The organism is Oryzisolibacter propanilivorax (assembly GCF_900103645.1).
Classification (GTDB): domain Bacteria; phylum Pseudomonadota; class Gammaproteobacteria; order Burkholderiales; family Burkholderiaceae_C; genus Melaminivora; species Melaminivora propanilivorax.
Map to the genome: position 1 here is coordinate 146,673 of NZ_FNHP01000001.1, position 19,811 is coordinate 166,483.

General features: G+C 70.6%; 16 protein-coding genes. 9 read left to right on the forward strand and 7 right to left on the reverse strand.

What is annotated here, in order from left to right:
- Window positions 1-55: 55 nt before the first annotated feature.
- From BLQ61_RS00660 to BLQ61_RS00670, 3 genes are read right to left on the reverse strand one after another with little or no spacing between them, the layout of a single operon-like run.
- On the reverse strand, window positions 56-1,627 hold the full coding sequence (locus BLQ61_RS00660) for a TolC family protein (RefSeq protein WP_091565422.1): 1,572 nt from the start codon (window positions 1,625-1,627) through the stop codon (window positions 56-58).
- On the reverse strand, window positions 1,624-4,782 hold the full coding sequence (locus BLQ61_RS00665) for an efflux RND transporter permease subunit (RefSeq protein WP_091565424.1): 3,159 nt from the start codon (window positions 4,780-4,782) through the stop codon (window positions 1,624-1,626). Before BLQ61_RS00665 ends, BLQ61_RS00660 begins: the two co-directional genes overlap by 4 nt.
- A gap of 6 nt (window positions 4,783-4,788) precedes the next feature.
- On the reverse strand, window positions 4,789-6,159 hold the full coding sequence (locus BLQ61_RS00670) for an efflux RND transporter periplasmic adaptor subunit (RefSeq protein ID WP_091565427.1): 1,371 nt from the start codon (window positions 6,157-6,159) through the stop codon (window positions 4,789-4,791).
- Between the two features lie 353 nt (window positions 6,160-6,512).
- Between BLQ61_RS00670 and BLQ61_RS00675 the strand changes: the two genes are divergently transcribed.
- The 3 genes from BLQ61_RS00675 to tsaD all read left to right on the forward strand — a co-directional run bounded on the left by BLQ61_RS00675 (window position 6,513) and on the right by tsaD (window position 8,841).
- Entirely contained in the window at window positions 6,513-7,157 is a 645-nt protein-coding gene (locus BLQ61_RS00675) for a DUF937 domain-containing protein (protein ID WP_091565430.1), read from the forward strand.
- 142 nt (window positions 7,158-7,299) lie between these two features.
- Window positions 7,300-7,734 (forward strand): CBS domain-containing protein, encoded by a 435-nt coding sequence (locus BLQ61_RS00680; protein ID WP_091565432.1) that lies wholly within the window; start codon window positions 7,300-7,302, stop codon window positions 7,732-7,734.
- A gap of 54 nt (window positions 7,735-7,788) precedes the next feature.
- Window positions 7,789-8,841, forward strand: coding sequence for a tRNA (adenosine(37)-N6)-threonylcarbamoyltransferase complex transferase subunit TsaD (gene tsaD / locus BLQ61_RS00685; protein WP_091565435.1), 1,053 nt, complete (start codon window positions 7,789-7,791; stop codon window positions 8,839-8,841).
- Between the two features lie 196 nt (window positions 8,842-9,037).
- Here the strand turns inward: tsaD and BLQ61_RS00690 are convergent, their stop codons facing one another.
- Window positions 9,038-9,610 (reverse strand): phasin family protein, encoded by a 573-nt coding sequence (locus BLQ61_RS00690; RefSeq protein WP_091565438.1) that lies wholly within the window; start codon window positions 9,608-9,610, stop codon window positions 9,038-9,040.
- 229 nt (window positions 9,611-9,839) lie between these two features.
- On the opposite strand from BLQ61_RS00690, the gene BLQ61_RS00695 reads away from it, so the two are divergent.
- The 6 genes from BLQ61_RS00695 to BLQ61_RS00720 all read left to right on the forward strand — a co-directional run bounded on the left by BLQ61_RS00695 (window position 9,840) and on the right by BLQ61_RS00720 (window position 17,095).
- A complete protein-coding gene (locus BLQ61_RS00695) occupies window positions 9,840-10,319 on the forward strand; it encodes an acyl-CoA thioesterase (protein WP_091565440.1) in 480 nt (159 codons plus the stop codon).
- Between the two features lie 121 nt (window positions 10,320-10,440).
- Window positions 10,441-11,613: a nicotinate phosphoribosyltransferase gene (gene pncB, locus BLQ61_RS00700; RefSeq protein ID WP_091565443.1), complete on the forward strand. Its 1,173-nt coding sequence runs from the start codon at window positions 10,441-10,443 to the stop codon at window positions 11,611-11,613.
- Window positions 11,614-11,702: 89 nt separating this feature from the next.
- Entirely contained in the window at window positions 11,703-13,118 is a 1,416-nt protein-coding gene (locus tag BLQ61_RS00705; RefSeq protein ID WP_091565446.1) for a sodium:proton antiporter, read from the forward strand.
- Between the two features lie 25 nt (window positions 13,119-13,143).
- Window positions 13,144-14,139 (forward strand): 2-hydroxyacid dehydrogenase, encoded by a 996-nt coding sequence (locus BLQ61_RS00710; protein WP_091565449.1) that lies wholly within the window; start codon window positions 13,144-13,146, stop codon window positions 14,137-14,139.
- A 63-nt stretch (window positions 14,140-14,202) separates the two neighbouring features.
- A complete protein-coding gene (locus tag BLQ61_RS00715) occupies window positions 14,203-15,876 on the forward strand; it encodes a DNA recombination protein RmuC (RefSeq protein ID WP_175488179.1) in 1,674 nt (557 codons plus the stop codon).
- A gap of 22 nt (window positions 15,877-15,898) precedes the next feature.
- Complete coding sequence (locus BLQ61_RS00720) at window positions 15,899-17,095, forward strand: MFS transporter (RefSeq protein ID WP_091565454.1); 1,197 nt, start codon at window positions 15,899-15,901, stop codon at window positions 17,093-17,095.
- A gap of 19 nt (window positions 17,096-17,114) precedes the next feature.
- On the opposite strand, the gene BLQ61_RS00725 is transcribed toward BLQ61_RS00720, so the two are convergent.
- The 3 genes from BLQ61_RS00725 to BLQ61_RS00735 all read right to left on the reverse strand — a co-directional run bounded on the left by BLQ61_RS00725 (window position 17,115) and on the right by BLQ61_RS00735 (window position 19,633).
- Window positions 17,115-17,978 carry an LOG family protein gene (locus tag BLQ61_RS00725; protein ID WP_091565458.1) on the reverse strand — a complete coding sequence of 288 codons (864 nt, stop codon included), beginning with the start codon at window positions 17,976-17,978 and terminating at the stop codon, window positions 17,115-17,117.
- Between the two features lie 76 nt (window positions 17,979-18,054).
- A complete protein-coding gene (gene crcB / locus BLQ61_RS00730) occupies window positions 18,055-18,438 on the reverse strand; it encodes a fluoride efflux transporter CrcB (protein ID WP_091565461.1) in 384 nt (127 codons plus the stop codon).
- A 151-nt stretch (window positions 18,439-18,589) separates the two neighbouring features.
- Window positions 18,590-19,633 (reverse strand): TRAP transporter substrate-binding protein, encoded by a 1,044-nt coding sequence (locus BLQ61_RS00735; protein WP_091565463.1) that lies wholly within the window; start codon window positions 19,631-19,633, stop codon window positions 18,590-18,592.
- Window positions 19,634-19,811 lie beyond the last annotated feature (178 nt).

The following is a 19,811-nucleotide window of genomic DNA, read 5'->3' on the forward strand; positions in this document are numbered from 1 at the left end:
CGCCCCCGGATGGTGCGCGGCTGCGCCCCGTGCATGGCCATGGTGCACGGCGGCGTCAGGGCGCGCCGGCCGCGCGCCACTGCCCGCCCAGCGCGCGGTACAGCTGCACGCGGTTGGCCTGTTCGGCCAGCTGCAGGGCGATGAGCGACTGCTGCGCGGCGTACAGCGAGCGCTCGGCATCCAGCACCGCCAGGTAGCTGTCGGCGCCCAGGCGAAAGCGCGCCTGCGACAGCTCCAGCACCTGGGCGCTGGCCGCCACCAGCGACTGCTGCGCCGCCAGCCGCTCGCCCAGTGTGGCGCGGTCGGCCAGCGCGTCGCGCGCGTCGCGGAAGGCCGCCTGGATGGCGCGCTCGTACTGCGCGATGGCGCTGTCCCGCGCCACCTCGGCCACGCGCAGGTTGGCGCGGTTGCGCCCGGCGTCGAAGATCGGCAGGCGGATCTGCGGCGCGAAGCTCCAGGTGCCGTTGCCGCCGGCGAACAGGCCCGACAGCGCGTTGCTGGCGGTGCCGACGCTGGCCGTCAGGCTGATGGACGGGAAGAACGCGGCGCGGGCCACGCCAATCTGCGCGCTGGCCGCCGCCAGCGCATGCTCGGCGGCGCGCACGTCGGGGCGCGCCAGCAGCACGCTGGACGGCAGGCCGGGCGCAATGGCCGGCAGGGCGGTGGCGGGCGCCGGCGCCGGCACGGCCAGCGCTGCGGAGCGTGTACCGCCCGTGCCGGATGCCGGAGCCCCGTCCGCTGCCGCCGTGCCGCCTGCGCCGCCAAGCGGGGGCAGCGGCTCAGGCCCCTGCAGCGCGGCGGCCACACTGTCCGGCAGCAGGTTGTCGGCCACCGGCGTGCCGACCAGCAGCGCCAGCGCGTTGCGGTCCCGGGCGACCTGCGCCTGGTAGGCGGCGACGTCGGCGCGCGCGGCGTCCACGGTGGTCTGCACCTGGGCCAGCGTCAGGCCCGAGGCGGCGCCCAGCTCGCGCGTGCGGCGGGTGAGTTGCAGCTGCTGCTCGCGCGCGCGCAGCGTGCCGCGCGCCAGCTGCAGGCGGCGCGCGTCGGCGTCCAGGTTCAGCCAGGCCAGGATGACGTCGGCCACCAAGGCCACGCGCACGCTGTCGCGGCTGTCCTGGGTGCGCAAAAATTCCTGCAGCGCGGCTTCGTTCAGGTTGCGCACGCGGCCCCAGAAGTCGATCTCGTACGCCGCCAGGCCGACGCTGGCGCTGAACTGACTGGCGGTGCTGCTGCGGCCGCTGGCCGTGAGGTCCTCGGCCGTGCGCGCGCGGCTGGCGGCGCCGCTGGCCGTCACGCCGGGCAGCAGGTCGGCCTGGGCGATGCCGTATTGGGCGCGCGCGCGCTCCACCGCCAGCAGCGCCAGGCGCAGGTCGCGGTTGTCGGCCAGTGCCTGGCCCAGCAGGGTGCGCAGGCGCGCGTCCTGCACGAACAGTGGCTGCGCCGCGTCGCCAGGGGCGCCCAGCAGCGGCGCGCTGGTCGGTGCCGGGGCATCCAGGGTGCCTGGCACCGGCAGTGGCGGCACGGCGTGCGGCGGCGCCAGCGACATGCACGCAGGCAGCAGCAGTGGCGCCGCCAGCAGCAGCGCGCGGCGCGGCAGTGACAGGGGGCAGGGCGGGACTCGGGTCATGGCGTGGCGGGCGTGGCCGGGGCGGCGTTGGCATCGGCGCGCGCGCGGCGCGTGAACAGCCGGCGCACAACCAGGAAGAACACGGGCACGAAGAAGATGCCCAGCAGCGTGGAAAACACCATCCCGCCCAGCACGGCGGTGCCGATCGCCTGGCGCCCGCCGGCGCCGGCGCCGGTGCCGATGGCCAGCGGCAGCACACCGAAACCGAACGCCAGCGAGGTCATCAGGATCGGCCGCAGGCGCAGGCGCACAGCCTGCACGGTGGCGTCGATGAGCGAGAGGCCGCGCTCCTGCAGCTGCACCGCGAACTCGACGATCAAAATGGCGTTCTTGGACGCCAGGCCCACGGTGGTCAGCAGGCCGACCTGGAAGTACACGTCGTTGGCCATGCCGCGCCCATAGGTCGCGATCAGCGCGCCGATCACGCCCAGGGGCACCGCCAGCATCACCGACACCGGCACGCTCCAGCTCTCGTACAGCGCCGCCAGGCACAGGAACACGAACAGGATGGATACAGCGTACAGCAGCGGCGCCTGCGAGCCCGACTGGCGCTCCTGCAGCGAGGCGCCGGTCCATTCGAAACCGATGCCGGGCGGCAGCTTCGCCACGATGGCCTCGACCGCCGCCATGGCGTCGCCCGAGCTGGCGCCGGGCGCGGTATTGGCCTCCAGTTCGATCGCCGGGCTGCCGTTGTAGCGCACTAGCTGCGGCGAGCCGCTGGTCCAGCGCGTGCTGGAGAAGGCGTCGAAGCGCACCATCTGCCCCTCACGATTGCGCACCGCCCACTGGCCGATGTCCTGCGGCAGCATGCGCGCCGGCGCGTCGCCCTGGATGTACACGCGCTTGACGCGGCCCTGGTGCACGAAGTCGTTCACGTAGCTGCCGCCCAGCGCGGCCGACAGCACGCTGTTGACGTCCGCCGTCGCCAGGCCCAGGGCGGCGGCCTTGCGGTCGTCCACCAGCACCTGCAGCTCGGAGGTGTCGTCGAAGCCGGTGTTGCGCATGTTCGTCAGCTGCGGCACGTCGCGCGCCGCGCGCAGCACCTGGTCGGTGGCCTGCATCAGCGCGTCGTGCCCCAGGCCGTTCAGGTCCTTGAGCACGAAGTTGATGCCGGCGCTGGAGCCCAGGCCACGCACCGGCGGCGGCAGCGTGACGAAGATGCGCGCATCGCGGATGCCCGCCAGGTCGCGCCCGGCCTGGCGGGCTATCGCCTCGGCGGACTGCGACGGCAGCGGCCGCTGCTCCCATGCGGTCAGGCGCACGAACATGCTGCCCGAGCTCTGGTTGCCCCCCAGGCCCAGGATGGCGTTGGTGCTGAAGACCTCGGGCCGGTCCTTGAAGTAGCGCCGTACCTGGTCCATCACCTCGGTCAGGCGCGCGTCGGTGGCGCCCGAGGGCAGGGTGACGTTCACGCGCACGAAGCCCTGGTCCTCGTTGGGCAGGAAGGACGTGGGCAGGGCGCGGAACATATAGGCCACTGCCGCCAGCACCAGCGCGAACAGCAGCAGCATGCGTCCCGTGCGCCGCAGCAGCCGCGCCACCGTGCCCTGGTAGCCGCCGGCGGCGGCGTCGAAGCGCCGGTTGAAGCCGTTGAAGAAGCGGTCTGCCCAGCCCATCGGCCCGGCACGCGGCGTGCGGCCGGCCTTGCCGTGGGCGATGGGCTTGAGCAGCGTGGCGCACAGCGCCGGGGTCAGGGTGAGCGCCACGAACACCGACAGCGCCATGGCGGCGACGATGGTCACCGAGAACTGCCGGTAGATGACGCCCACCGAGCCGGCGAAGAACGCCATCGGCACGAACACCGCCGACAGCGTCAGGCCGATGCCGACCAGCGCCGGGGTGATCTCGCGCATCGACTTGCGCGTGGCCTGCTTGGCGTCCAGGCCTTCCTCGCTCATCACGCGCTCGACGTTCTCCACCACCACGATGGCGTCGTCCACCAGCAGGCCGATGGCCAGCACCAGGGCGAACATGGTCAGCATGTTGATCGAGTAGCCCATGGCGGCCAGCACGCCCAGCGTGCCCAGCAGCACTACCGGCACGGCGATCGCCGGGATCAGCGTGGCGCGCAGGTTCTGCAGGAAGATGAACATCACCAGCGTCACCAGCAGCATGGCCTCGGCCAGCGTCTTGACCACCTCGTGCAGCGAGGCGCGCACGAACGGCGTGGAGTCGGAGCTGACGAAGCCGGTGATGCCGTCGGGGAAGTACGGGGCCAGTTCGGCGATTTTGGCCGCCACGGCATCGGCCACCTGCATGGCGTTGGCACCGTCGGCGAGCACGATCCCCAGGCCCGCGCCGGGCTGGCCGTTCAGGATCGAGCGCACGGTCAGGTTGTCCGCGGCCAGTTCGACCCGCGCCACGTCGGCCAGGGTGACGACCGAGCCGTCGGGCAGGGCGCGCAGCACGATGGCGCGGAATTCCTCCACGGTTTGCAGCTTGGTGCGGCCGGTGACGGTGGCATTCAGCATCTGCTCCGGCACCGCCGGCAGCGCCCCCAGCTGGCCCGCCGAGACCTGGGCGTTCTGCGCGTTCAGCGCGTTCACCAGGTCCGAGGGCATGAGCGCGTATTTCTCCAGCAGCTGCGGGTCCATCCAGATGCGCATGGCGTAGCTGGTGCCGAACACCGTCACGTCGCCCACGCCGTCCACGCGCGCCAGCACGTCCACCACGCTGCTGGACAGGTAGTCGCCAATGGTCACCTGCGACACGCCCGGGTCGGGCGAGGTGAAGACGTAGGTGACCAGGTAGTCCTGCCCGCCCTTGTTGACGAACACGCCACGGCTCTTCACCGCCTCGGGAAGGCGGTTGATGGCGCCCTGCAGCTTGTTCTGCGCCTGCACCTGGGCCACGTCGATGTTGGCGCCGGGCGCGAAGGTCAGCGTGGTGCGCGAGCGCCCGGCCGAGTCGCTGGTGGACTGCATGTACAGCAGGTTGTCCAGGCCCTTGAGCTGCTGCTCGATGACCTGGGTGACGGAGTTTTCCACCGTCTCGGCCGAGGCGCCGGTGTAGGTGGTGTTGATGGTCACGCGCGGCGGGGCGATATCCGGGTACATCTCCAGCGGCAGCGTGGCGATGGACAGCGCGCCGGCCAGCATGGTGACGATGGCCAGCACCCAGGCGAAGACCGGGCGGTCGATGAAAAACTGGGCCATGGCGGGTCAGCGCGCCGGGGCGGGCGTGGGGGCGGCCGGTGCGGCGGATGCTGCCGCACCTGCGGCGGCTGGACTGGCGGCTGCTGAAGCGTCCGGGGGCGCAGTGCTGGCGGCTGCCCCGCCCGGCGCAGCGCTGGCAGCGGGCGCGGGGCGCGGGCTCCAGGGCACCGGCCGCACGCGCTCGCCCGGGCGGGCACGCTGCGCGCCGTCCACCAGCACGCGCTCGCCCGCGGCCAGGCCCGACAGCACTTCCCAGCGGTTGCCCACCGCCGCGCCGGTGGCGATGCGCCGCTGCTGCACGGTGTCGTCTGGTGCCACCACCAGCACGCTGGGGTTGCCGGCCGCGTCGCGCGTGACGGACTGCTGCGGCACCAGCAGCGCCTGCGGGTTCACGCCGGTGTCCAGCACCGCGCGCACGTACATGCCGGGCATCAGCAGGCCGTCGGGGTTGGGCACCACCGCGCGCAGCGTCACCGCGCCGGTGCCCGGGTTGACCTGCACGCCGCTGAACTGCAGGCGACCGGCGTGCGCGTAGGTGCTGCCGTCGTCCAACCGTATGGCCACGCGCGCCTCGCCGCGCGCGCCGCCCGGCGCCGGCTGCAGCCGGCCGCTGGCCAGCTCGCCTTTGAGGCGCAGCAGTTCAGTGCTGGACTGGGTGATGTCCACGTACAGCGGGTCGGTCTGCGTCACCGTGGTCAGCGCCGCCGCCTGGTTGGCGGTGACCAGCGCGCCCGGCGTGACCGTCGAGGTGCCGGTGCGCCCGGCGATCGGCGCGGTGATGCGGGTGTAGCCCAGGTTGATGCGCGCCGCGCGCACGGCGGCAGTGGCTACCGCCACCTCGGACTCGGCTTGCGCCGCCGCGGCCTGGCTGTCGTCCGCCACCTGGCGGCTGATGGCGTCGATCTTCACCAGCTCGGCGTTGCGCCGGGCGTTGGACCGGGCGCTGGCCAGGGTGGTGCGCGCGCGTGCCAGCTGGGCTTCGGCGGCGGCCAGCGCGACCTCGAAGCCGGCGGCGTCCAGCTGGTACAGCACCTGGCCGGCCCGGACCTCGCTGCCCTCGGTGAACAGGCGCTTTTGCACGATGCCGCCGACCTGCGGACGGATCTCGGCGTGCAGCGAGGCACTAGTGCGCCCGGGCAGCTCGGTGCTCAGGCGCTGCGTCTCGGGCTGCAGCGTCACCACGCCGACTTCGGGCGGTGCTGCCCGCGCGGCCGCGGGTGCGTCCTGGCCGGTGGAGCGGCCGCAGCCAGCCAGCGCCAGGGCGGCCAGCAGCGCCAGCGCAGGCGCGCGCCAGGCGTCGTCCGCCGTGCGAAGGAAGGGCCGGGCGCCGCGCGGCGCCCGGGACGAGCGCAGGCGCTCTCGAGTCGCGAAGTTCATGGATGGCTGGGGCAGTCGGGCCGGCGCAGCCGTGCCGGCTCACGGGAGGCGAGGCAAAACGGCGGGCGACAGACGGCCCGCCAAAGTCGCGTACTTTCGCATGCCCGGCGTTCGGCTGCAGAAAGCCGCTGCGATCTTCATGCTTCTTTACCCGCGCCGGCAGGCCGCGCCTGGCGGATGGCGCCTCCATCAGCTGCCGTTTACAACTCAAAACACCATCAAGCCCTTATGAATAAAGGGCCAGTAGCTGCTTTTTTGATAGTAGGGGTGCAGCATGCGCGCCGCGCGACTGCCAGCCGCTACCATGCTCCCACGAACCACCTCGCACACCACCGTACAAGAAAGGCCGCGCCATGCAGACCGAGTCCTCCCCGCACGACACCGCTCCCCTGACGCAAGAGCTGCTGCAGCAGTTGCAGGGTGCCCCCATGGCGCGCATCGCCGGTGAGCTGGGCGTGGACCAGCAGCAGGCGCAGCATGCCGCCGCCATGGCGGTGCCGCTGCTGCTGGGTGCGCTGGGGCGCAACGCGCAGCAGCCGCAAGGCGCGCAGGCCCTGCTGCAGGCGCTGCAGCGCGACCACATGCCAGCGCAGCCGGCCGCCGGGCTGGACCTGGGCGGTCTGCTGGGTGCCGTGCTGGGCGGCGGCGCCGGACGGGCCTCGGACGGCGGTGGCATCCTGGACCACATCCTGGGCGGCGCGCGCGGCCAGGCGCAGGCCGGGCTCGGCCAGGCCAGCGGGCTGGGCGACGGCGCCGGGCACTTGCTGCGCCTGCTGGCGCCCATCGTGATGTCCTTTCTGGCGCAGCGCGTACGCTCCGGCGGGCTGGGCACAGGTGGCCTGGGAGACCTGCTGGGCCATGAACATGCACAGCTGCAGCGCGGCGGCGCACCCGCTGGCGGGCTGCTGGCGCAGGTGCTGGACCAGGACGGCAACGGGCGCGTGGACCTGGGCGACCTGCTCAAGGCCGGCGCCGGCCTGCTGGGCGGGCGGCGCTGACGCGGGCGTCTTCAGGGTCACCGCCGGTTGCACGCGCCCGCGCATCCGCGCGACACTGCGCCAGGACGCCGGCAGGCCATTGTTTGTTTCTTTTCTTCTTGCTCTTGCTTCACCATCGACCAACAACACCAGGGAGGTTGCCATGACCACGGTTGCAGAAATCCTCAAGTCCAAGGCCGACGCGCAGGTCTACAGTGTTTCCCCGTCGGACAGCGTGCTGACCGCGCTGCAGCGCATGGCCGACCGCGGCATCGGCGCGCTGCTGGTGCTGGAGGACGGCGAGATCGTCGGCATCTTCACCGAGCGCGACTACGCACGAAAGATGGTGCTGCGCGGGCGCTCGTCGGGCGAGACGCCGGTGCGCGAGGTCATGACCCACGCCGTGCGCTTCGTGCGGCCGTCGCAGAGCAGCGAGCAGTGCATGGCGCTGATGACCGAGAACCGCCTGCGCCACCTGCCGGTGGTCGAGGACGGGCGCATCGTCGGCCTGGTGTCCATCGGTGACCTGGTCAAGAGCGTCATTTCGCACCAGCGCTTTCTCATCGAGCAGATGGAGCAGTACATCACCGGGCGTTGAGAACGTGCCGGCGCGCGCCTGCTCCATGCGGCGCGCGGCCCTACACTCGCCGGGATGAGCGAGCTGATCCTGGGCATCGAATCTTCCTGCGACGAAACCGGCGTGGCCCTGGTGCGAACGCACCCTGGCGCCGTGCCCACGCTGCTGGCGCACGCGCTGCACAGCCAGGTGGAGATGCACCAGGCCTACGGCGGCGTGGTGCCCGAGCTGGCCAGCCGCGACCACATCCGCCGCGTGCTGCCGCTGACCGAAGCCGTGCTGGCCGAGGCCGGCGCGAGCCTGGCGCAGGTGGACGTGGTGGCGTATACGCGCGGCCCGGGTCTGGCCGGCGCGCTGCTGGTCGGCGCCGGCGTGGCCTGCGCCCTGGCATCGGCGCTGGAGCGCCCAGTGCTGGGCGTGCACCACCTGGAGGGGCACCTGCTGTCGCCGTTCCTGAGCGCCGATCCACCGCAGTTTCCCTTCGTCGCGCTGCTGGTCTCCGGCGGGCACACGCAGCTGATGCGCGTGGATGGCGTCGGCCGCTACGCGCTGCTGGGCGAGACCATCGACGACGCTGCCGGCGAAGCCTTCGACAAGTCGGCCAAGCTGCTCGGACTGGGCTATCCCGGCGGGCCGGCGCTGTCGCGCCTGGCCGAGCAGGGCGATGCGACCGCCTTCAGGCTGCCACGCCCGCTGTTGCACAGCGGCGATCTGGATTTTTCCTTCGCCGGCCTGAAGACGGCCGTGCTGACCCAGGCGCGCAAGCTGGGCGACGCCTTGCCCGCGCGCAGCGCCGACCTGGCGGCCAGTACGCAGGCGGCCATCGTCGAGGTGCTGGTCAAGAAAACCCTGGCGGCCCTGGTCCAAAGTGGCCTGCAGCGCGTGGTGGTGGCCGGCGGCGTGGGCGCCAACCGGCTGCTGCGCACGCAGCTGGATGCCGCCTGCGCCCAGCGCGGCGTGCGCGTGCACTATCCCGAGCTGCACCTGTGCACCGACAACGGCGCCATGATCGCCATGGCCGCCGCCATGCGCCTGCAGGCCGGGCTGGAGCAGCCGCGGCGCGACTATCAGTTCGACGTGCGCCCGCGCTGGGCGCTGCAGGACGTGTCGCTGCCCGAAGCGGCCTGACTGCGATCGCCCAACGACAAGGGCGCCGCGTGACGGCGCCCATTTTTTGGCTGGGCAAAAAAAAGCCCGGTCAGGGACCGGGCTTGAAAGGATCCGGAAACCGAGTTTCGAGAGGATCCAAGGAGACAACTGGGTGATTCGAGGGCTTCGAATCAATGGTGTCGATTATACGGGTAAACCCTGCGATTGTGTGCGATCAACGCTTGCGTTGTGCGTTGGCAACATCGGCAGCGGCGGTGGCGGTGGCGGTGGCACGCATGGTGCTGTTGGCCATGGCGCTGAAGTTGGCTTCGGCGACGTCGCTGGCCTGCTTGACGGCCTTTTGCACCGACTCGAAGGCGTTGTTGGCGGCGGACACGGCGCTCTTCAGCACGGCCACGGAAGTCTCGGAGCCGGCGGGGGCGTTCTTGGTGGCGGTGTCCACGAAGCTGCCGAAGTTGCGCTGGATCTCGGCGGCCTGGGCTTCGAAGGCCTTGCCGAACTCGGCGCTGGTGCCCGAGGCGATGTCATATAGGTGGCGGCTGTAGGCCACGGCCTTCTCGGCCAGGGGCTGGAACTGGCTGGCTTGCAGCGACAGCAGCTGCTGCACGTCCTTGGCAGCCAGCACGGCCTGAGCGTGGGTGGAGGCCTCGTTCAGGGCGGCGCGCGAAGCGGCCACGTTCAGTTCGACCAGCTTTTCCACGCCTTCGAAGGCCTTGTTGGTCAGGCCGAACAGGGTTTCCAGGTGGGCTTTTTGCGATGCCAGCAGTTGTTCTTGGGTCAGCGTCATGTCTTCTCTCCAAAGGAATGCCCGCGAATCCGGGCGGTTGAGATGGCTGCTCTGACTGCCCCTGGACCAGGAACTTATGTTGCAGTGCAGCATGGACTCGATTGTACGTACTTTCCGCAGGCGTGCAAGTTTTTTGTTGCGGTGCAGCAAAATACTGCCGGACGAGGGCGCAAGCCGCGTGGTCAGCAGGAAAAGGCCCAAACCCTGCCGCTGGCACAATCGTCGGCCCATGAGTGCCCGGCAACCCTCCGAACCCCCGTCCGCGCCATCCGGCCGGCCCACGCCGCAGCCGCGCAGCCGCTATGCCGCCTTTCGCAGCATCGGCACCCGCTGGGGCGACAACGACCTCTATGGCCACGTCAACAACGTCGTCTACTACGCCTGGTTCGACACGGCGGTGAACGGCTTGCTGATAGAGCAGGGCGCGCTGGACATCCACCACGGCGAGACTATCGGCCTGGTGGTCGAGACACAGTGCCACTACTTCGCGCCGCTGGCCTTCCCGCAGACCGTCGAGGCCGGCCTGCGCGTGGCGCACCTGGGTCGCAGCAGCGTGCGCTACGAGGTCGGGCTGTTCGCGCAGGGCGCGCCGCTCACGGCCGCCGCCGGTCATTTCGTGCATGTCTATGTCGGGCGCGACGACCGGCGCCCGCGGCCGCTGCCGGACCGGCTGCGCCAAGTGCTGGCGCCGCTGTGCTTGCCCGGGTGAAGCCCCCGGCGCCGCTTCGCGCCGGGCGATGGTGCAACAATCGACCTCCCTCCTGCCGGAGCGCCGCGAGCCGCGTCGCCGAACACCCTGCCGCCCGGCGCCGCGCGCGCCCGCTTGCTCCATGATCATCTCCAGCCTGCTCGACACCGACCTGTACAAGTTCACCATGATGCAGGTGGTGCTGCACCAGTTTCCCGGCGCCCAGGTCGAATACCGCTTCAAGTGCCGCAACCCGGGCGTGCAGCTGGCGCCGTTCGTCAGCGAGATTCGTGAGGAGATTCGCGCCCTGTGCAGCCTGCGCTTCCAGGACGCGGAGCTGAACTACCTGCGCTCGCTGCGCTTCATCAAGAGCGACTTCGTCGATTTCCTCGGGCTGTTCCGGCTGAACGAAAAGTACATCCGCGTCACCGCCTTGCCATCGGGCGAGATCGACATCGCCATCGCCGGTCCCTGGCTGCACACCATCCTGTTCGAGGTCCCGGTGCTGGCCATCGTCAACGAGGTGTACTTTCGCAACACCCGGCGCCAGCCGGACTTCGAGGAAGGGCGCCGCCGCCTGGACACCAAGATGGCGCAGTTGCAGGCCAACGGTCTGGAGGGTCTGAAGATCGCCGATTACGGCACGCGCCGGCGCTTCTCGCGCGCCTGGCACGAGGAGGTGCTGCGCGTGCTGCGCGAGCGCGCGCCGGCGCAGCTGGCCGGCACCAGCAACGTGCTGTACGCCATGAAGCTGGGCCTGACGCCCCTGGGCACCATGGCGCACGAGTATCTGCAGGCCTGCCAGGCCCTGGGCCCGCGCCTGCGCGACACCCAGGTCTTCGGCTTCGAGATGTGGGCCAAGGAGTATCGCGGCGACCTGGGGATCGCGCTGTCCGACGTGTATGGCATGAATGCCTTCCTGCGCGACTTCGACCTGTATTTTTGCAAGCTGTTCGACGGCGCGCGGCACGACTCGGGCGACCCGTTCGCCTGGGGCGAGCGCATGCTGCAGCACCTGCGCGACAACCGTGTCGATCCGCTGACCAAGACGCTGATCTTCAGCGACGGCCTGACGGTGCCGCGCATCATCGAGCTGCACCGCCAGTTCCACGGCCGCTGCCTGCTGGCCTTCGGCATCGGCACCAACCTGACCAATGACCTGGGGTACGAGCCGCTGCAGATCGTCATCAAGATGACGCGCTGCAACGGCCAGCCGGTGGCCAAGCTGTCCGACGCGCCCGGCAAGAGCATGTGCGACGACGAGAAATACCTGGCCTACCTGCGCCAAGTGTTCGACATCCCCAGCCCGACGTGACCCGCGCCGGCGGGGCGCCGTGCCCGGCCCGGCGTCACGCGCCGGTGTCTACCCATTCCTCAACAAGATCCATCCAAGGAGTTCAATCGATGAAGCCCATGCGTGCGCTGGCCCTGGCCGCGTTGTTCCTGACGCCTGCCCTGGCCACGGCCGCGGACATCGACGGCAGCCAGCTGTCCGTGCTGTGGGGCGTGCCGTTCGCCGGCGTGCTGCTGTCCATCGCGCTGGTGCCACTGCTGGCGCCGCATTTCTGGCACCACCACTTCGGCAAGGTGACGGCGGCTTGGGCGCTGGCCTTCCTGCTGCCCTTCGCGGTGGTCTTCGGCGCGGGCACGGCGGCGGCCGGCTTCGTGCACGCGCTGGTGGCCGAGTACCTGCCGTTCGTGATCCTGCTGACGGCGCTGTTCACCGTGGCCGGCGGCATCTTCATCCGCGGCAACCTGCATGGCAGCGCCGGTCTGAACACCGCCATCCTGGCCATCGGCGCGGTGCTGGCCAGCTTCATGGGCACCACCGGCGCGTCGATGCTGCTGATCCGCCCGCTGATCCGCGCCAACGACGGCCGCAGGCATGTCACGCACGTGGTGGTGTTCTTCATCTTCATCGTCTCCAACGCCGGCGGCTCGCTCACGCCGCTGGGCGATCCGCCGCTGTTCCTGGGCTTCCTGAAGGGCGTGTCCTTCTTCTGGACGCTGCAGCACATCTGGCCCGAGACGCTGTTCATCGTCGGCGTGCTGCTGGCGCTGTTCTTTGTGCTCGACAGCTGGCTGTGGCGGGCGAGCGGCGAGCGCCTGCCCACCGACCCGACGCCCGACACGCCGCCACAGGCCTTCGGTTTCGACGGCAAAATCAACTTCGCGCTGCTCGGCGCCGTCGTCGCGCTGGTGCTGATGAGCGGCGTGTGGAAGAGCGACGTGCAGTGGGACGTGCTGGGCACGCCGGTCGGCCTGCCCGGCCTGGTGCGCGACGCCGGCCTGGTGCTGGTCACGCTGGTGTCGCTGGCGCTGACTCCGCGCCAGGTGCACGAGGACAACCAGTTCAACTGGGGCCCGATGCAGGAGGTGGCCAAGCTGTTCGCCGGCATCTTCCTGACCATCATCCCGGTGATCGCCATGCTCAAGGCTGGCGTCAATGGCCCGTTCGGTGCGATCGTCGCCGCCGTCACCCGCCCGGACGGCTCGCCCGACCCGGCGATGTACTTCTGGGCTTCCGGGCTGCTTTCGTCCTTCCTGGACAACGCGCCGACCTATCTGGTGTTCTTCAACACTGCCGGCGGCGACCCGGTGACGTTGATGACCGCGCAGGCGGCGACGCTGGCCGCCATCTCGGCCGGTTCGGTCTTCATGGGCGCCAACACCTACATCGGCAACGCGCCCAACCTGATGGTCAAGGCCATCGCCGAGGACCGCGGCGTGAAGATGCCCAGCTTCTTCGGCTACATGCTGTGGTCGTTCGGCATCCTGATGCCGCTGTTCATCGCCATCACCTTCATCTGGCTGCGCTGACAGCCGCTGCACGAAAGCCTATCGCATGCCTTCCTCCAAGCCCCGCATCCTGATTGCCCGCCGCATCTTCCCCGAGGTGGTGCAGCGCCTGTCGCAGCACTTCGAGGTGCAGGCCAACGACGACGACGTGCAGTGGAACGCGCAGCAACTGGCCGCGCAGCTGCAGGACAAGGACGGCGTGCTGACCACCGGCGGCCAGCGCATCGACGCGCCGCTGCTGGCAGCCTGCCCGCGCCTGAAGATCGTCGCCAACATGGCGGTGGGCTACAACAACTTCGACGTGCCGGCCATGACCGCCGCCGGCGTGCAGGGCACCAACACCCCCGACGTGCTGACCGAGACCACCGCCGACTTCGGCTTCGCGCTGCTGATGGCCACGGCGCGGCGCATGACCGAGTCCGAGCACTACCTGCGTGCCGGCCTGTGGAAGAACTGGAGCTACGACATGTTCGCCGGCAGCGAGGTGCACGGCAGCACCCTGGGCATCCTGGGCATGGGGCGCATCGGCCAGGGCATCGCCCGGCGCGGCGCGCACGGCTTCGGCATGCGCGTCATCTACCACAACCGCTCGCGCCTGGCCGCCGAGCTGGAGGCCGAGTGCCGCGCCAGCTATGTGGACAAGGACCAGCTGCTTGCCGAGGCCGACCACCTGGTGCTGGTGCTGCCCTACACGCCCGAGTCGCACCACGCCATCGGCGCGGCCGAACTGGCGCGCATGAAGCCCACGGCGACGCTCATCAACATCGCCCGCGGCGGCATCGTCGACGACGCGGCGCTGGCGCAGGCGCTGGCCGAGCGGCGCATCGCCGCCGCCGGGCTGGACGTGTTCGAGAGCGAGCCCGCCGTGCACCCCGGCCTGCTGCAGGTGCCCAACGTGGTGCTGACCCCGCACATCGCCAGCGCCACCGTGCCCACGCGGCTGGCCATGGCGAATCTGGCGGCGGACAATCTGATCGCTTTCTTCACGCAGGGCTGGGCGCTCACCCCCGTGAACACGCCGGCAAGCACAAAGTTTGAATGAAATTGGCTGCTGGCCCTTGATTCACATGGGCATGCAGCTACTGAAAACATAGCGAGAATCTGGATGGACATGTTTGCCGTGCTGGCCCTGCTGGTGCTGATCGTGCTGCTGCTGGGCGCGCTGCTGCTGCGCGCACCGCGCCTGCAGCTGCCCGATGCCTGGCTGCAGCAGCTCAAGAGCGTCGAGGCGGCGGTGCAGGCCACGCAGCTGGCGGTGGCGCGCAACGACGGCGCACTGGCCGCCATGGATCAGCAGCTGCGCGGCTTCACCCAGACCACGCAGGCGCTGCTGGACGAGCGCCTGGCGCAGGCCGCGGCCGAGTCGCGCTCCAGCCGCGGCGAGCTGCAGACCGCGTTCGCCGCCCTGCAGTCGCGCCTGGAGCAGCAGCTGGGCCAGTCTCGCGCCGACGCGGCGGCAGGGCGCAAGGAGCTGTCCGACGCGCTGGCGGCGTTTCGCGCCGAACTGGCGCAGACCACCCAGGCGCTGACCGACGGCAGCACGCGCTCGCGCGAGGCCATCGCCGACAGCACCCAGGCGTTCGGCCAGCGCATCCAGGAGCGCTTCGATGCGCTGGGACTGTCCACGCAGGGCACGCTGCAGGCGCTCAAGGGGGACATCCACACCCAGCTGTCGGCCATGGCCGAGGCGCTGAAAGACCAGCTGGCCGGCAATACGCGCCAGCTGGCCGAGTTGGCGCAGGGCAGCCAGCACAATGCGGACGCCCTGCGCGGCGCGCTGAACGAGCGCCTGGCGGCCATCCAGAGCGACAACGCCGCGCGCCTGGAGGAAATGCGCCGCACGGTGGACGAAAAGCTGCAGTCCACGCTGGAGCAGCGACTGGGCGAATCCTTCAAGCTGGTCAGCGACCGGCTGGAGCAGGTGCACAAGGGCCTGGGCGAGATGCAGACCCTGGCTGGCAGCGTCGGCGACCTGAAGCGCGTCATGACCAACGTGAAGTCGCGCGGCACCTGGGGCGAGCTGCAGCTGGGCATGATCATCGACAACGTGCTGACCCCCGAGCAGTACGCGAAGAACGTCAAGACCATGCCCGGCAGCGAGGACCTGGTCGAGTTCGCCATCCGCCTGCCGGGACGCAACGACGAGCACCCGGTATGGCTGCCCATCGACTCGAAATATCCTGTCGAGCACTACCAGCGCCTGCTGGACGCGCACGACGCCGCCGACAAGGCGCTGATGCTATCGGCCGGCAATGCCTTCGAGACGTCCATCCGCCTGGAGGCCAGGAAGATCTCGGCCAAGTACGTCTCGCCGCCGCACACCACCGACTTCGCCGTGCTGTACCTGCCCACCGAGGGGCTGTTCGCCGAGGTCATGCGCCGCCCGGGCCTGGTCGAGGCGGTGCAGAACGAATGCCGCGTGATGATCACCGGCCCCGCCAACCTGGCGGCCATGCTCAACAGCCTGCAGATGGGCTTCAAGACGCTGGCCATCGAGAAGCGCTCGTCCGAAGTCTGGGGCGTGCTCGGCCAGGTCAAGACCGAGTTCGCCAAGTTCGGCGAGGTCGTCGAGGCCACGCGCAAGAGCATCGACGCGGCGGCCAAGAAGTTCGAGCAGGTGGGGGTGCGCACCCGCGCCATCCAGCGGCGCCTGCGCGACGTGCAGGAGTTGCCGGCGCCCGAGCAGGCGGCAGCAGCCAGTGCGGTGCTGAACCAGGCGCTGGCGCAGGGCGAGATCGACCTGGCACCCGAGGCCGACCCGGAAACCCAGGACGCATGAGCCGCCGCGCGTGGCGCGCCGCATGAGCCAGGCCGGCGCCGCAGGCACCGCCCCGGTGACGCCGCGCACCCTGGGCCGCCTGATCGCCGCCCAGGTCTGCATCCATGCCGCCATGACCGGCCTGCGCATGGCCGCGCCGCTGCTGGCGCTGCAGCGCGGCCATGGCGCGGCGCAGGTCGGCTTCCTGCTGGCGCTGTTCGCGCTGGCCCAGGTGTTCTTGGCGTTGCCGGCCGGGCGCTATGCCGACCGGCACGGGCTGCGCCGCCCTGTGCGCCTGGCGGTTCTGGCGGCCAGTAGCGGCTCGGCGCTGGCGCTGGCGTGGCCGGTGCTGCCGGCGCTGTGCGTCGCCGCGCTGCTGACCGGCGGCGCCACGGGCGTGGCCGGCATCGCGCTGCAGCGCCACGTCGGCCGCGCGGCGCACGGTGCGACGCAGCTGCGCAGCGTGTTCAGCTGGCTGGCCATCGGCCCGGCGGTGTCCAACTTCATCGGGCCGTTCTGCGCCGGGCTGCTGATCGACCACGCTGGTGCGCAGCCCGCCAGCCTGGGGGGTTTTCGCGCTGCGTTCGCGCTGATGGCGCTGCTGCCACTGGTGACCTGGGCGCTGGTGCGCGCGGTGCACGAGCTGCCACCAGTGGCCGCGGCCGTGGGCGGCGCGCGCCAGCGCTCCTGGGATTTGCTGACCGATGCGCGCTTTCGCCGGCTGCTGCTGGTCAACTGGCTGCTGTCGTCGTGCTGGGACGTGCACACCTTCGTGGTGCCGCTGCTGGGCCACGAGCGCGGACTGCCAGCCTCCGTCATCGGCTCGATCCTGGGCGCGTTCGCGGTCGCGGCGGCGGCCGTGCGGGTGCTGATCCCGTTGATCGCCGAGCGCCTGCGCGAGGCCGACGTGGTGGCGGGCGCCATGGTATCGGCGGCGCTGCTGTTCGGTGCCTATCCGTTGCTGCCGGGCGCGCTGGCGATGGGCGCCTGCTCGCTGCTGCTGGGCCTGGCGCTGGGGTCGGTCCAGCCCATGGTCATGAGCCTGCTGCACCAGATCACCCCCGAGCACCGCCACGGCGAGGCGCTGGGCCTGCGCGCCATGGCCATCAATGCCTCCAGCGTTGCCATGCCCCTGCTGCTGGGCAGCCTGGGCGCAGTGGTCGGGGTGGGCGGACTGTTTTGGTTGCTGGGCGCGGGTGTTGGGCTGGGGTCGGGGCTGGCCCGGCGGCTGCGTACCTGACGACGCGCGGCTGCGGCGCCTACAGCCGGTAGAACGTGCGGATGATGTCCCAGGCCTCGGCCGGGTCGTCGGTGATGCGGAACAGCGACAGGTCGGCCGGCGAGATGGTGCCGTGCTCCAGCATCACGTCGAAGTTGATCAACGCGCGCCAGAAGGCGCTGCCGAACAGCACGATGGGCAGCGGCTTGGACTTGGTGGTCTGCACCAGGGTCAGCACCTCGAACAGTTCGTCCATGGTGCCGAAGCCACCCGGGAACACCACCAGCGCCTTGGCACGCATCATGAAGTGCATCTTGCGCATCGCGAAGTAGTGGAACTTGTACGACAGCGACGGCGTGATGTAGCGGTTGCCGCTCTGCTCGTGCGGCAGGGTGATGTTCAGGCCCACATTGGGCGCGCCGGCCTCGTGCGCGCCGCGGTTGGCAGCTTCCATGATGCCGGGGCCGCCGCCGGTGCAGATGTACATGCGCTCCGCCGGCGGGCGGGCCTCGCTGTACTCGGCCACCAGCGCGGCGAACTGGCGCGCGGCCTGGTAGTAACTGCTGCCGCGCAGCGCGCGCTCGGCCAGCGCGATGCGCTCGGCGTCGCCGCTGGCGCGCGCCTCCTGCAGCAGGCGCTCAGCGTCCTCGGGGGCCAGGAAGCGCGCGCTGCCGTAGACCACGATGGTGCTCTCGATGCCCTGCGCGGTCTGGCCCAGGTCGGGTTTCAGCAGCTCCAGCTGAAAACGGATGCCGCGCGTTTCGCGGCGCAGCAGGAACTCCGGGTCGGCGAAGGCCAGGCGGTACGAATCCGCCTTCAGCGGGTTGCCGTTAACGGAGTAGTTGTGCAGCTCGGCCCAGGCGTCGGCCAAGCGGCTGTCCTGCAGGTTGGTATTGGCGTCCATAAAGGGGAATTTACGTGATTTTGGCCGCTGGTCCTTGTCGTTCAAGGACATGCAGCTATGAAAGAAGTAGCGCGAATCAGGCGCCGCGCCAAATCCAGTTACCGCTGTGCAGCCCGGCCCAAGCGGTCAGCAGCGAGCCCGCCACATGCGCCAGCGTCACTCCCAGCGCCAGGCCCAGCCGGCCCTGCAGTAGCAGGCCCAGGACCTCGGCGGAAAACGTCGAGAAGGTCGTCAGCGCGCCCAGAAAGCCGGTGACCAGCAGCAGCCGCCAGGCCGGGTCCAGCTGCGGCAGCGCCTGCAGCATGGCCAGCGCCAGGCCGATGAGGTAACCGCCGATGAGGTTGGCCGCCAGCGTGCCCCAGGGCAGCGCCGCGCCCGGCGTGTTCAGCCACAGCGCCAGGCGCCAGCGCGCCAGGGCGCCGGCGCTGGCGCCCAGGCAGATGGCGAGGACGTGCGGCATGGAGGGCGATTGTAGGAAAGGCCAGAGCGCGGGGGGCCGCCAGCGAACGGCCTGCGGCCGCAAGGCGGGCGTTAGGCGCCAGCCGCTGGACGGCATGGGCCAGGCCGTGCTGCCCAGCCCGTGGCCGACGACGGCAGGCCCCGGCTGGTGGTCAGCCCTTGTGCGCGCCGGCGTAGTAGTCGATCAGCACGCGCGCGCCATCCACGCCCACCTTGCCGGACCAGTCGCGCGCGAAGCGCTCGCCCAGCAGGTCCAGCGAACGGCGCAGCTCGTAGCTGGGCTGGGTGATCTTGGTGCCATGGCTGGCCAGGATGCGCTGCGCGGCGTCGTCCGCGTCCTGCGCCAGCTGCCAGCCGCGCGCCTCGGCGTCGCTGGCCGCCGCCTGCAGCGCCTGCCGCGCGGTCTCGGGCAGCGCGGCCCAGCGTTTCTCGCTCATCAGCACCAGGTTCTTCGGGATCCAGGCGCGCATGTCGACGAACACGCCCAGCGCATTCCAGGACTGGCTGTCCACGCCGGTGGTGCTGGAGGTGACCATGGCGTCCACCTCGCCGTCCTGGATGGCCCGGGCCAGGTTGTTGGCCGGGATGTCGACCGGCGTGGCGCCCGCGGCCTTGGCCATGAAGGTGGTGGCACCGTTGTTGACGCGCAACTTCTGGCCCTTGAGGTCCTCCAGCCGGTTGACCGGCGCGCGGGCATACAGGCCCTGGCCTGGCCAGGGCGCGGTGTACAGCACACGGATGCCCTGCTTGTGCAGCAGCGCCGAAATCGGCTGGCGCGTGACGTTCCACAGCCGCTTGGCGTCGTCGAAGCTGCGCACGATGAAGGGCAGGGAATCAACGCCGAGCAGCGGAAGCTCCTGCGCGAAGTTGGACATGAAGATCTCGCCCATGGCCAGGTCGCCGCTGCCGAGCGCCGCCAACACCTGCTTCATCGGCATCAGCTTGGCGTTGGCGACCACCTCGACCTGAACCGCACCCTGGCTGGACTGGCTGGCCTGGCGCGCGAACTGCTGCAGGTTGCGGGTGTGGAACAGGCTGTCGGCATAGGCGCCGGCGCACTGCAGCGTGGTCGGCGCTGCGCGCGCGGCAAGGGGCGAGCAGGCGGCAGCGGCAGCGCCCAGCGCGGCCAGAGCCTGGCGCCGCGTGGCGCGGGCAGGGGGCAAGGCAGGGGCGGGCCAGGAATGGCGGTCGGCCATGGGATGGATCTCCTTCAGGGAACTGTTCTTGGCGGCGGCGCCGCTGCATGACGGCGCGCCCGGGCTTGAGGGCCGCAACTGTAGTGAAACATTCGCGTTCGTGCAGGCCTCCAGGCGCCAGCATCCGGCCGATGCCGGGCCTTGGCCGCCCGCGCCAGGCTGCACACGAACCAGCTAG

Bases quoted from the DNA above. Each gene is read 5' to 3' on its own strand.
- BLQ61_RS00715 (WP_175488179.1), top strand. From the start codon at position 14,203: ATGGACATGTTTGCCGTGCTGGCCCTGCTGGTGCTGATCGTGCTGCTG.
- BLQ61_RS00735 (WP_091565463.1), bottom strand. From the start codon at position 19,633: ATGGCCGACCGCCATTCCTGGCCCGCCCCTGCCTTGCCCCCTGCCCGC.
- BLQ61_RS00710 (WP_091565449.1), top strand. From the start codon at position 13,144: ATGCCTTCCTCCAAGCCCCGCATCCTGATTGCCCGCCGCATCTTCCCC.
- tsaD (WP_091565435.1), top strand. From the start codon at position 7,789: ATGAGCGAGCTGATCCTGGGCATCGAATCTTCCTGCGACGAAACCGGC.
- BLQ61_RS00675 (WP_091565430.1), top strand. From the start codon at position 6,513: ATGCAGACCGAGTCCTCCCCGCACGACACCGCTCCCCTGACGCAAGAG.
- BLQ61_RS00660 (WP_091565422.1), bottom strand. From the start codon at position 1,627: ATGACCCGAGTCCCGCCCTGCCCCCTGTCACTGCCGCGCCGCGCGCTG.
- BLQ61_RS00690 (WP_091565438.1), bottom strand. From the start codon at position 9,610: ATGACGCTGACCCAAGAACAACTGCTGGCATCGCAAAAAGCCCACCTG.
- pncB (WP_091565443.1), top strand. From the start codon at position 10,441: ATGATCATCTCCAGCCTGCTCGACACCGACCTGTACAAGTTCACCATG.
- BLQ61_RS00720 (WP_091565454.1), top strand. From the start codon at position 15,899: ATGAGCCAGGCCGGCGCCGCAGGCACCGCCCCGGTGACGCCGCGCACC.
- crcB (WP_091565461.1), bottom strand. From the start codon at position 18,438: ATGCCGCACGTCCTCGCCATCTGCCTGGGCGCCAGCGCCGGCGCCCTG.
- BLQ61_RS00695 (WP_091565440.1), top strand. From the start codon at position 9,840: ATGAGTGCCCGGCAACCCTCCGAACCCCCGTCCGCGCCATCCGGCCGG.
- BLQ61_RS00680 (WP_091565432.1), top strand. From the start codon at position 7,300: ATGACCACGGTTGCAGAAATCCTCAAGTCCAAGGCCGACGCGCAGGTC.
- BLQ61_RS00670 (WP_091565427.1), bottom strand. From the start codon at position 6,159: ATGAACTTCGCGACTCGAGAGCGCCTGCGCTCGTCCCGGGCGCCGCGC.
- BLQ61_RS00725 (WP_091565458.1), bottom strand. From the start codon at position 17,978: ATGGACGCCAATACCAACCTGCAGGACAGCCGCTTGGCCGACGCCTGG.
- BLQ61_RS00705 (WP_091565446.1), top strand. From the start codon at position 11,703: ATGAAGCCCATGCGTGCGCTGGCCCTGGCCGCGTTGTTCCTGACGCCT.
- BLQ61_RS00665 (WP_091565424.1), bottom strand. From the start codon at position 4,782: ATGGCCCAGTTTTTCATCGACCGCCCGGTCTTCGCCTGGGTGCTGGCC.